Origin of the sequence: Kribbella sp. NPDC026596, from assembly GCF_040638415.1 — a bacterium.
Lineage (GTDB): Bacteria > Actinomycetota > Actinomycetes > Propionibacteriales > Kribbellaceae > Kribbella.
The window spans coordinates 1921-12353 of sequence record NZ_JBEZYF010000120.1 but is presented as its reverse complement, the minus strand read 5'-3'; the positions used below and the strand labels follow the sequence as shown (position 1 = coordinate 12353).

The 10433-nt window shown below is 68.4% G+C and carries 11 protein-coding genes and 2 pseudogenes; 4 read left to right on the top strand and 9 right to left on the bottom strand.

The annotated features are described in order from the left end of the window. Window positions 1–225: pseudogene (locus AB0E63_RS45150) on the bottom strand (hypothetical protein); the annotation flags it as partial. Window positions 226–693: 468 nt separating this feature from the next. Continuing rightward, window positions 694–1107: a hypothetical protein gene (locus AB0E63_RS45145; RefSeq protein ID WP_360380701.1), complete on the bottom strand. Its 414-nt coding sequence runs from the start codon at window positions 1105–1107 to the stop codon at window positions 694–696. Window positions 1108–1126: 19 nt separating this feature from the next. On the opposite strand from AB0E63_RS45145, the gene AB0E63_RS45140 reads away from it, so the two are divergent. Further along, on the top strand, window positions 1127–1438 hold the full coding sequence (locus AB0E63_RS45140) for a substrate-binding domain-containing protein (protein WP_360380698.1): 312 nt from the start codon (window positions 1127–1129) through the stop codon (window positions 1436–1438). Here AB0E63_RS45140 and AB0E63_RS45135 read toward each other — a convergent pair. From AB0E63_RS45135 to AB0E63_RS45125, 3 genes are read right to left on the bottom strand one after another with little or no spacing between them, the layout of a single operon-like run. Beyond that, on the bottom strand, window positions 1413–2561 hold the full coding sequence (locus tag AB0E63_RS45135; protein ID WP_360380695.1) for a CoA transferase: 1149 nt from the start codon (window positions 2559–2561) through the stop codon (window positions 1413–1415). The two genes, AB0E63_RS45140 and AB0E63_RS45135, sit on opposite strands and share 26 nt — an antisense overlap. A gap of 10 nt (window positions 2562–2571) precedes the next feature. Then, entirely contained in the window at window positions 2572–3486 is a 915-nt protein-coding gene (locus AB0E63_RS45130) for an alpha/beta hydrolase (protein WP_360380693.1), read from the bottom strand. Then, on the bottom strand, window positions 3483–5306 hold the full coding sequence (locus tag AB0E63_RS45125) for a hypothetical protein (RefSeq protein ID WP_360380691.1): 1824 nt from the start codon (window positions 5304–5306) through the stop codon (window positions 3483–3485). The genes AB0E63_RS45130 and AB0E63_RS45125 overlap by 4 nt, the downstream gene beginning before the upstream one ends. Before the next feature lie 94 nt (window positions 5307–5400). Here AB0E63_RS45125 and AB0E63_RS45120 point away from each other — a divergent pair, with 94 nt between their 5' ends. From AB0E63_RS45120 to AB0E63_RS45110, 3 genes are all read left to right on the top strand, one after another. After that, window positions 5401–6141, top strand: coding sequence for a MerR family transcriptional regulator (locus AB0E63_RS45120; RefSeq protein ID WP_360380689.1), 741 nt, complete (start codon window positions 5401–5403; stop codon window positions 6139–6141). A 131-nt stretch (window positions 6142–6272) separates the two neighbouring features. Continuing rightward, complete coding sequence (locus AB0E63_RS45115) at window positions 6273–6494, top strand: hypothetical protein (RefSeq protein WP_360380686.1); 222 nt, start codon at window positions 6273–6275, stop codon at window positions 6492–6494. A gap of 394 nt (window positions 6495–6888) precedes the next feature. Further along, window positions 6889–7110 carry a hypothetical protein gene (locus AB0E63_RS45110; protein ID WP_360380683.1) on the top strand — a complete coding sequence of 74 codons (222 nt, stop codon included), beginning with the start codon at window positions 6889–6891 and terminating at the stop codon, window positions 7108–7110. Between the two features lie 5 nt (window positions 7111–7115). Here AB0E63_RS45110 and AB0E63_RS45105 read toward each other — a convergent pair whose 3' ends face one another. From AB0E63_RS45105 to AB0E63_RS45090, 4 genes and pseudogenes are all read right to left on the bottom strand, one after another. Beyond that, a complete protein-coding gene (locus AB0E63_RS45105; protein WP_360380681.1) occupies window positions 7116–7340 on the bottom strand; it encodes a hypothetical protein in 225 nt (74 codons plus the stop codon). Window positions 7341–7359: 19 nt separating this feature from the next. Next, window positions 7360–8673 (bottom strand): hypothetical protein, encoded by a 1314-nt coding sequence (locus AB0E63_RS45100; RefSeq protein WP_360380678.1) that lies wholly within the window; start codon window positions 8671–8673, stop codon window positions 7360–7362. Between the two features lie 52 nt (window positions 8674–8725). Continuing rightward, on the bottom strand, window positions 8726–10183 hold the full coding sequence (locus AB0E63_RS45095) for an NAD(P)/FAD-dependent oxidoreductase (RefSeq protein WP_360380675.1): 1458 nt from the start codon (window positions 10181–10183) through the stop codon (window positions 8726–8728). Window positions 10184–10236: 53 nt separating this feature from the next. Further along, a pseudogene (locus AB0E63_RS45090) lies at window positions 10237–10433 on the bottom strand (hypothetical protein); the annotation flags it as partial.

Sequence of the window (10433 nt, the reverse complement as noted above, 5' to 3'; positions counted from 1 at the left end):
GGCTCGGAGTGGGGTTCTCCGTGCCCCGCCCTCCAACGCGGCGCTGTGCCCCGCCGAGCACCGCGCAGTAGGCGCAGAAACTCCAGGTGTGTTCTTGGGTGCATCACAGTGGTCTGGGTCGTTGTGGGAGTAGACCACATCGATCTTCGGGTTCGCCTTCAGCAGCGCGTCCATCTGCGCCTGGCCCTTCTCCCGCAGCCAGTCACCGCTCGCGGCCGCGATCACCTTGACCTTCGGGTTGCCCTTGATCCCTCGACGAACCCCTCATGCCGCTCGGCTTGCGGCGTCGCGCCGGCCAGGCCCTTGAGCTCCACCACGTTGCCACCCTGAGGCAGCAGCTTCTCCGCGATGTACTTGCCGGCCTCCCGCCCACGTCGAACTGCGGCACGTCCGCCGCCGCTGCCTTGATGTCGTCGTCCATCCGCTGCCGGTACGGCTCGGCCACGTTGGCCTGGCTCATCCCGATCGTGTACTTGCCGTCGGACCCCTTGCAGGACTTCGACGACTCGGCGGACGCAGCCCCCGACGGGCGGCGGGAACAGAACACAAGGAATGGCGCGGGGTGCGGGCAGGTGGCGCGGGGGTGCGGATCTCCGGCACGCATCAACCGGGGCGCGGACGTGGCGGCGCCACTCGCGTGAGCGTGAGCTCGGGCGGGCGGCGCCAGTTGGTGAGTGGCTGGGGTCCGGAATCTCAGCTTCCGGAGACGGTCACCTTCGCGAAGAGGGGGCGGCCGCTGGGGGGCATTGCGAAGTTCTGTACTCGGGAGCGGATGGCGGAGTTGGAGGCGAGGTCGGCGGGGAAGATTCCGACGGCGTCGTCCCACAGCATCTGGCCAGCGTCCTGGCAGAACTTCGGGCGCTGGGCCTGGTCGACGGTGGAGCGGGCATCCAGCAGGAGCTTGTCCACCGCGGGGTTGCAGTAGCCGTTGCGTTTGGCGGCGCAGATGTAGAGGCGGGCCAGCGTGTAGTCGGCGTCGCCGGTGCCGGTGACGTTGGTCTGCAGGTTCATGTCCCAGTTGAGCTTGCCGAAGTCCTCCAGCCACTGGGCGCGCTCCTTCTCCAGCGGCTTCACCGTGACGCCGACCTTCGCCCAGTCCGAGATCATCGCCTGCGCCAGGGCCCGGATGTTCGGACGCCTTCGCCGGGTCGTAGCTGTATGGCGACAGCTTCGGCGCACCGATCACACCCTGGGCCAGCGGCGCCTGCGCGACCGTCGCGAGCTCGCCGAAGCGGTGACCGGGTACGGCGATCACCCGTACGCCGCCTACCTGCAGACGCCCCTCACCACGGTCCGCCTGCCCGCGGCCGAGGTCGGCACAACGGCCGTGGATCTTCTGCTCCAACGCCTTCGAACCACCGCCGACCGCCCCCGCAAGACCCTCATTCGTCCCGAGCTCGTCGTCCGTGCTTCTACTCTGACTCCAGCCAAGCTCTGACGGACTCGTCGTGCTCGCCCAGCCTCGGCGGGGCCAGGTTGGTTTCGCGGGCACCGGCGTACGGCTGGTCGTCGAAACGGAGAGGTGGGCCGGGGAGCTGGATCTTGCCCAGAGTGGGATGGTCGACGTCGATCAGGAGGCCTTGGGACAGGGTCTGGTCCCACTCGTAGACCTGCTGGAAGTCGCGGACCTTGCCGGCCGGAATCCCCTTGTCCGCAAGGCGTTTCAGCCACACGTCCGCAGGTTCGGCGGCGAACGCGGTCTCGATCGCGGCGGTCAGGTCGTCGCGATGCGCGACCCGCTGCGCGTTGACCGCGAAGCGCGCGTCCTCCGGATCGAGCCCGACGACCGGCGCGAACGTCCGCCACTGTCCCTCGCTGCCGACGGCGACCTGGATGCTGTCGTCCGCGGTCCGGTACATCCCGTACGGCGCGATCTGCGCATGGTGGTTGCCGACGCGTTCGGGCAACTGGTGGGCGACCGTCCACTTCGTGCCGTGGAACGCGTGAACTCCGACCACTGACGCGAGCAGGCTCGTCCGTACCACGCGGCCCCTGCCAGTGATCGATCGCTCGTGCAATGCGGCCAGTGCACCATAAGCGCCGTACATGCCGGCCAGCAAGTCCGCGATCGGCGCGCCGACCTTGGTCGGTTCGACCGCGCCGGTGATGCTCATCAGACCGCCTTCACCCTGCGCGATCTGGTCGTACCCGGCCCGTCCGCCGTCCGGCCCGTCATGCCCGAACCCGGTGATCGAGAGGATCACCAGACCCGGGTTGAGCTCGTGCAGCCGGTCGGTGGAGAACCCGAGCCGGTCGAGGACGCCGGGCCGGAAGTTCTCGATCAGTACGTCGGCCTTCCGGACCAGCTTGGTCAGGAACTCCTTGCCGTCGTCGGACTTCAGGTCCGCGGTGACCGACTCCTTGTTCCGGTTCGCGGAGAGGAAGTACGTCGACTCGCCCTCGACGAACGGCGGTCCCCAGCCGCGGCTGTCGTCGCCGCGCTCAGGGACCTCCACCTTGATCACGCGCGCACCGAGGTCGCCGAGCATCATCGCCGCATGCGGCCCAGCCAGCGCGCGGGTCAGATCAACGACGACAACATCGGAGAGAAGGTTCTGCACCCACCCGAGCCTAGGCGGTGATCTTGCGGGCCAGTGACGCCAGACGGTGGGTTACGTCACGCGGGCGTTCCTGCATGAGCATGTGGCCGGCGCCGGGGTACATCCACAGGCGGGCGGTGGGCAGCTCGGCGGCCATCCGGTTGGCGTGGCGGGGCGGGAGCAGCCGGTCGCGGGTTCCGTGCATGATCTCGACCGGGAGCTGATCGAGGACCTTCAGCGCGTGCGCGCAGTCGTGCTGCAGGATCGCCTCGAAGAACCCGCCGTACGACGGGCCCGGAACGACCGCGAGGTCGGACAGGAAGAGGTCCACCTCGGCAGGGTCGGGCTTCCGCCCGAACACCATCCGCCGGAGCGCCGGCTTCTGCAGTCGGGTAGCCAGTGGACTTGTCGTCGTACGTCGTTCGATCCGCGTGCTCACCCGGTTCATCGCGCGGGGCGCGAGTACGGCGGTTGCGGGATCGAGGCGCTTGGGAAGACCGAAGGCACCCGAACCACACTGGCCGCAGGAGGTGCTGACCAGCGCGGCCGCCTGGATCCGGGGCCCGAAGAGGTCGGGGCGCTCGGCGGCGAGCGCCATCAGCGTCATCCCGCCCATCGAGTGCCCGGCGTACACGACCGGACCGTCCCCGACCACGGTGTCGAGCACCGTCACGAGATCATCGGCGAGCTGCTCGATCCGCATCGACCCGGCAGGCGCCGCATCGGATCGCCCGTGACCGCGATGGTCGTAGCTGACGACGCGTACGCCGTCCGCCCCGAGGATCCGCGGCAACTCCTCCACCTGGTTGTGCCAGGCCCGCGTCGAGCACGTCCACCCGTGCACGAGCAGCACCGTCACCGGCGCGTCGGCAGGCCCAGTGGTCTCAACGTTCAGCCGCACCCCGTCAAACGTTGTCACGCCGGACCGCTCCAACTGGATCGTCACGCAATCTCCCGTTCCCGCTCACCGGCGGCCAGGTGGGCCGCTCGCATCCGCCCACCGCGGGCGCCGCGCCCGACCAGCCAGGCGATCCCGGCGATCTCGAGCAGCCCGACCACGCCGAGCAAGGCGTAGCCGCCGTTCCACATCCATCCTGGCACGTCGGTCCGTTCCTCGCGCCGCAACACCTGCTGCTCGTTGATGAACTCGACCGTCTGACCGTTCGACACCTGGATGGCGGGCTTCTCGATCGCTGCGTCCTCCGGTGCGTACACCCACGTCGCCACCAGGTCCCGCTGCCCCTGGTGCAGCCGGATCATCGACTTCCACTTCCCGTACATCGGCAGCGCGTCCGCCGACCGGTAGGTGCCATCGGCAACCTTCACCATCGGGTGCAGGATCATCCCGCCGCCCTGCCAAGCCATCGCCTCGAACCAACGCGCACCCTCGACAGCGTCCTGCGGCTCCAGCTTGATCGTCACGTACGCCGCCGGCTCGGCCCCCGTGGACACCCGGTCCAACGACACCGCCCCCGACACCCCGGGATCGGCCGACCGCGGCACACAGAAGAACAGCACCGCGAGTACGGCGATCAGCCCGGCCGCCCCGAATTGGTGCGTACGACGGACCGCGACCGGCCGGATGTGCCGGATCCCGACCGCACGTTCCTCTCCGGCGACTTCGGCGTACCGGGTCGCGAGCCAGGCGCCGACCAGACCGGCGCCCGCTCCGACGACCACGCCGTACCCGAGGGCCGACGGAAGCATCGACGACGGCCAGGCGATCGGCATCCAGACGCGGCTCCACGCGTACTCCGCGACCACGCCGACCGTGCCGATCAGTACGCCGGCCACCAGGCCGAGCCGGAAGCGGTTCTTGTTGCCGAGGGCAAACGCGACGAGCTCTACCAGGGCGGCCTCGACGATCAGCAGCGGGAAGTGCCCGAGGATCTCGCCGAGCGGCTGATCGACGGCCCAGGCGATGCCACCGCGGATCACCAGGTACACCGCCAGCGCGGCGAACGTCGTCCCCGGACCGCGTCGCGCCCGCAGGATGGTGAACGCCATCGCGGCGCCGAACAAGATCAGGAGCGGCTGCAGGATCAACGGGAACTGCGGTACGCCGTAGTTGAACTCGGTGCTGAACAGGTCCCACGCGATCAGCAACGCACCGACCGAGACGATCTCCTGGAACCGGCGGCGCGTGTTGATGCCGATCAGTTGCTCGACCTCGGCCAGCGCCAGCAGGCGGGCGAAGATCGAGAACACCACGCCGCCGATCATCAGCAGGTGGGTCGGTCCCCACAACGTGACGTCCTCGCCGAAGAGCCGGTGCCACACGTCGTCCAGCGGGAAGCCGACCAGCGCGAACGTCCCGCACACCGTGACGAGCGCGGCGCTGCACGGGATCCGCCAGCCCTTGGTGAGTTTGATCGTGCGGGCGGGCAGCGGCTTGCCGGCCAGAGCGATCGGCAGCACGCCGGAGATGATCACGCCGAGGATGCCGAAGAAGATCGGATAGTGCGCCGGCGTACCGAACGGGCCGGTGTCACGGCCGCGGTCGATGTGCACGGCGATGTCCCACCACACCCCGAACGCGCAGGCGAGCAGCGAGACGGCGTGCAGGTATGGCGTCAGCGCGGCCCATCGGGGGACTCCGTCCAGTCTCCCGATGGTGTCCGCAAGCCGTCCTACCAGCGTGACGCGTCCGGTCCGTTCTCGCCACAGGAGCACGGCGAGTGCGACGTACATCAGCGAGACGAGCCCGGTGACGATCGCGATCTGGTCGAACGTCGCCGTACCGGTGGTCGCGAGCGGGATCGCCATCGACGGTCTCCTTCGGGACAATGATCATGCGTCATAGCTGATGTTACATCAACCATGTAACGTTAAGTCTGGAAGACTGTCAAGGGTGGAACAGATGCCGGAGGAGCTCACCGTCGATCAGCTCGCCGCCAGGGTGGGCATGACGGTGCGGAACGTACGCGCGTACGCCGGGCGTGGCCTGATCCCGCCGCCCCGCCTGGTCGGCCGGACAGGGTACTACGGCGCGGACCACGTGGGCCGGCTCACCCTGGTCCGCGAACTGCTCGGCAAGGGCTACACGCTGGCCGCGGTCGAGCGAATGATGAGCGAACTGCCCGACGGCGCGCTGGCGCTGGGCGTCTTCGAGACCCTGGTGAACCCGTGGACCCCGGCGGAGCCCGAGGTGCTCGACGAGTACCAGCTGGCCGGGCGGGCCGGCGTACCGCATGATCCCGCGGTGATCTCGCAGCTGGTCGAGCTCGGGATCGCCGAGCGCCAGGAGGACGGTCGGCTCCGGATCCCGAATCCGGACCTGCTCCGGACCGGGCTCGAGGTGATCAAGCTCGGCGTCCCGATGCAGGCGATCTTCGAGATGCTGCCCAAACTCTTCGCCCAGGCTGACGCAGTGGCCAAGATTTACGTCGAGCTGTTCCGCAGCACGGTCTGGCGCGACTTCACCAACGCCGGGATGCCGGCTGACGGCTGGCCCGAGATCCAGCGCACCCTCGAGGGCATCATTCCGCTGGCCGGCCAGGCCCTGGTCGCCGCCTTCCGCGAGTCCATGGCCCGCGAGATCGAGGTCGCCGCGTACGAAGAGCTCGGCCTGGACCCGAAGGCCCTCCCCTCGACCGGCTGAGTCCACACCGCCAAAAACTGTCCATGGTCGCCGGTAGCGTCTCCATCAGAAGTCGGGGACGGACCAGTTCCACGGCCGTCGCCGTTCTGACAGCCACCCATCCCCGTACGCTCCGACCCCGAACTCCGATCATGAAACTCAGACTGCACATTCACCTCATCCGATCCGGCGGCTGGTGCGCCGACATCGACGACGACAACGATCGCCAGCCTGACGACCCCTACTGGTGCGTCGACCAGTGGCCGACCCTCCAGGACGCCCTGACCGTCGGCTGCGCGCAACTGGCCAAGCTGTCCGCCACCACCCAGCTCACCCGCATCAGCGGCTACTGCGAACCCGCCCTCGCCGCCTGATCCTCGCGCCCGCATGCCGTCCCGGCGTCGACTCGGTCGAACGGGATGCTCCGGAAACTCATCGTGAACCAACCTAAGGCCCCGGACGTCTCCCCTAGTGATCCCTAGGAGCAGCGTCAGGGCCAGGTAGGTGGCGAGATCGGTAATTCACCCAACTGTGCAGGGGCGTCTGGGCTGGGACTGTGGAGTTACCAAAAGAACTCGAGGGCGGACCAGTAGCACCGCCCGCAGCAGGCAGGAGCAAGAAGATGCGCCAGATCCAGATCCGCCGCCGGCCGGTTCGCTCAACCACGCGCCGCACGACGCGGATCCTCACCCTGGATCTCCGTACGCCGTCCGGCCGCCCGCTGCCCTTCTGAACCCGTCCACCCAGTCCCCTCCTAGGCCCACGACCATGAACCTCAGACTGCATGTCCACCACGTCCGCACCGGCGGCTGGTGCGCCGACATCGACGACGACTTCGATCGTCAGCCGGACGACCCGTACTGGTGTGTCGACCAATGGCCGACGCTGCAGGATGCCTTGGCGGCCGGATGCGACCAGCTGGCCAGGCTTGCAGCTGCCACGCACCTGACCCGGGTCAGCGGGTACGCCGACGCCGCACTCGCGGCCTGATCCCTTCAGTCGGGCCCGGCGAACCGCAGGGGGTTCGCCGGGCCTTCTTTTCTGTCGGGTGCCGGGAGGTCGCCGAGGTCGGCGTCCCAGTCGTCGGTCTCGTCGTCGGCGTCGTCGTCGGGCAGGTTCGCCTCGTTGCGGCGGGCGATGCGGAGGAAGGCGATGATCAGCAGGATCGGGCCGAGCACCATCGCGGTTTCGGGGATCCCGCCCAGGTGCAAGGCGATCATGACGGCATCACCCAGGCGATCATGAGGCCGTCACCAGCGCGATCCCGCCGGCCGTGAGCGCGACCATCGCCGCCAGCATCGGGTACTGCGCCCGCCGCAACTGGCGGCGCCGGAACAGTTCGGCAGCACGATCATGCGCGGACACGACCCCGAGGACGTGTCCGAGCACGATCGCACCGATCTGGACCCCCGCGATCAACCCGGTCCGGAGGAACGCGTAGTCGATCCGCATCCCGCTGGTCCCGAGCAGGTCCCACCCACGCCCGAATGGATCCGTCGCGAGCAGCACACCTTCCTGCCCCTGGAACATCGCGAACGAGAAGTAGTGCGCCACCGCGTACCCGATCGCGATCGGGACCAGCGAATGGACGAACGCGCCCGGCAACCCGGCCACCCCGACGGCTTGCCGGACCCGCGTGGATCCCGTCGTGCGCGCCGCGAGTACGAACACTGCGCTCACCACTGCCACGGCGGCGGTGAGCCCTAGCGTGTAGACGAGGATGTGCTGCGTCCTGCTCAACTCCCCGGTGCGCTGAGACCACACCGACCACCGCGAGATCCCGTCGAAAGCCGTTGACCCGAGCAACAAGCACAGCAACCCGACGATCCCCGGCTGCTGCGGCATCGTGGCCAGTCCGGCCAGCGGGTTCCGCAGTTCCAGCCGTCCGTCAGCGCCGCGTCCGAACGGACTCAGTCGCGCGAGCACCTCGGCGTACACCTCGAAGCTGTCGCCGATCCCGAACCAGGCCGGTCCGTAAACGATGCCCGCGGCAACGTTCACCAGGGCGTAGAGCGACACGAGGATCGCGACGACGAGCGGTTCGGACCCATCCGGGTACGCGAGCTCGAGCCAGAGGAAGCCGGCCAGCCCAGCCACTGCCGGCCAGTACGCGATCCCCGCCGGCAACGTCCGGTACGACGACCTCCGGGCGAGTCCCGCGATCGTGCGCAACGGGTTGGCCAGTCGCCAGATCGGGCCGCAGATGAGCGAGAGCGGGATGATGCCGACCCAGATCCACACGTACAGCCAGGTCGGCGCCGGGTTCAGCGCCGGCTCGGAGTTGCCGAACCAGGCGGCGCCCAGCAGCAGTGCGAGCGCCACCACACCGGCAAGCTTGAGCACGCCGCGCGTCGTCCGATTGTCGACAATCCGGGTCAGCCTCGCGAGCGCCATACCCGCGGTGACCTCGAAGCGCGGCGTCGACCAGAACGCGGCGAGCGCGAAGAAGGAGACGACGACCGCCGCGCTCGCGGAGTAGATCGCCAGCCACAGCGGCACCGGCAGGTCTCCCCGGCCACCGATCACGTGCAGCGGCAGCAACAACTCCAGCACGGCTCCTCCGATCGGCCAGCTATCTGACCGATCGAATGTAACACGCTCGATGTCACATAGCGAGAGTGCGATACTCCGCGGCCTCGAAGTGTTTGGTCCGCTGCCGGAACGTGAACGTGAAGGACGGCCAGAGCGTGGTGTTGCGACCCTGGGCGTCGAGGTACCAGCTCGTGCAGCCGCCGCGGGTCCAGACCGTGTTGCGCATCGACGACCGGACACCGTCCACGAACGCGCGCTGCACCTCCGGCCGCACCTCGACCTGCCGCAGCCCTTCCGCGTCCATCGTCTTCAACGCATCCACGATGTAGGCGATCTGGGACTCGATCATGAACACCATCGAGCTGTGTCCGAGGCCAGTGTTCGGACCGATCAGCATGAAGTGGTTCGGGAAGCCGGAGATCGCCGTACCGAGGTAGGCCTCCATACCGCCGGACCACGCCTCGCGCAGGGAGATGCCGTCGCGGCCGTGGACCATGTCCATCACCGGCAGGTCGGTGACCCGGAAGCCGGTGCCGTAGATGATCGTGTCGACCTCGTGTTTCACGCCGTCCGTGGTGACGATGCCGGTCGGGGTGACCTCGGCGATCCCATCGGTGACGACCTCGACGTTCGGCTGGGCGATCGCCGGGTAATAGTCGTCGGAGATCAGGACGCGCTTGCAGCCGAGGGTGAAGTCGGGCGTCAGTTTGGCCCGGAGCAGCGGGTCGCGAACCTGGTGCGCGAGGTGCTTCTCGGCGACCTTCTGCACCTGCTTCATGATCGCCGGCAGCTTGGTGAATCCGAGCACCATCGACTCGCGGCCCCAGTAGATCCCGGCCCGGAACGCCTTCTGTACCAGCGGAAAACGGCGGAACACCGCCTTCTCCACCTCGGTGATCCTGCGGTCCGGCCGCGGCATCACCCACGGCGGCGTCCGCTGGAACAGGTGCAGTTCCTCGACCTCGGGCTGGATCGCCGGCACGAACTGGATCGCCGACGCGCCGGTCCCGATCACCGCGACCTTGCGGCCGCTCAGGTCCAGGTCGTGATCCCACTGCGCCGAATGGAACACCTCTCCCTCGAACGACTCGATCCCAGGCAACTTCGGGTACGACGGTTCCGCGAGCGGGCCCATCCCGGACAAGAGGATGTCGGCGGTGAACTCGCCCTGACTCGTCGAGATCCGCCAGCGACCGTCCTCCCAGCGCGCGGACTCGACCGCGTGACCGAAGCGGATGTGCGGGCGGATGCCGAAGCGGTCGGTGACGTTGCGCAGGTAGTCCTCGATCTCGGGCTGCGGCGAGAACGTCGACGACCACTCCGGGTTGGGCGCGAAGGAGAACGAGTACAGGTGCGACGGCACGTCACAACGGCACCCCGGATACGTGTTGTCCCGCCAGGTGCCACCCACGTCGTCCGCACGCTCCAGTACGGCGAAGTCGTCGTACCCCGCCTGCTTGAGCCGGACCGCCATCCCGATCCCGGCGAACCCGGTCCCGACCACGACGACGCGGTGATGCGTGGTCTCCATCAGCCCTCCAGCCCAGTCCGGCAACTTACTCCCAGTAAGTTACTCGGAGTCAGTTAGGCTGTCCAGGTGACGTCGACCACGGAGAACGCCGCCTCGCCGGAGAGCGCCGTACCACCGGACGGCGCCGTACCGCCGGACAGCGCGGTACCACCGGACAGCGCGGTACCACCGGACAGCGCGGTACCACCGGACAGCGCGGTACCACCGGACAGCGCGGTACCACCGGACAGCGCGGTACCACCGGACAGCG

Excerpts from the sequence above, each read along its gene's own strand:
- AB0E63_RS45145 (WP_360380701.1), bottom strand. The coding sequence starts at position 1,107 with ATGATCTCGGACTGGGCGAAGGTCGGCGTCACGGTGAAGCCGCTGGAG.
- AB0E63_RS45140 (WP_360380698.1), top strand. The coding sequence starts at position 1,127 with ATGTTCGGACGCCTTCGCCGGGTCGTAGCTGTATGGCGACAGCTTCGG.
- AB0E63_RS45125 (WP_360380691.1), bottom strand. The coding sequence starts at position 5,306 with ATGGCGATCCCGCTCGCGACCACCGGTACGGCGACGTTCGACCAGATC.
- AB0E63_RS45120 (WP_360380689.1), top strand. The coding sequence starts at position 5,401 with ATGCCGGAGGAGCTCACCGTCGATCAGCTCGCCGCCAGGGTGGGCATG.
- AB0E63_RS45115 (WP_360380686.1), top strand. The coding sequence starts at position 6,273 with ATGAAACTCAGACTGCACATTCACCTCATCCGATCCGGCGGCTGGTGC.
- AB0E63_RS45110 (WP_360380683.1), top strand. The coding sequence starts at position 6,889 with ATGAACCTCAGACTGCATGTCCACCACGTCCGCACCGGCGGCTGGTGC.
- AB0E63_RS45105 (WP_360380681.1), bottom strand. The coding sequence starts at position 7,340 with ATGATCGCCTTGCACCTGGGCGGGATCCCCGAAACCGCGATGGTGCTC.
- AB0E63_RS45095 (WP_360380675.1), bottom strand. The coding sequence starts at position 10,183 with ATGGAGACCACGCATCACCGCGTCGTCGTGGTCGGGACCGGGTTCGCC.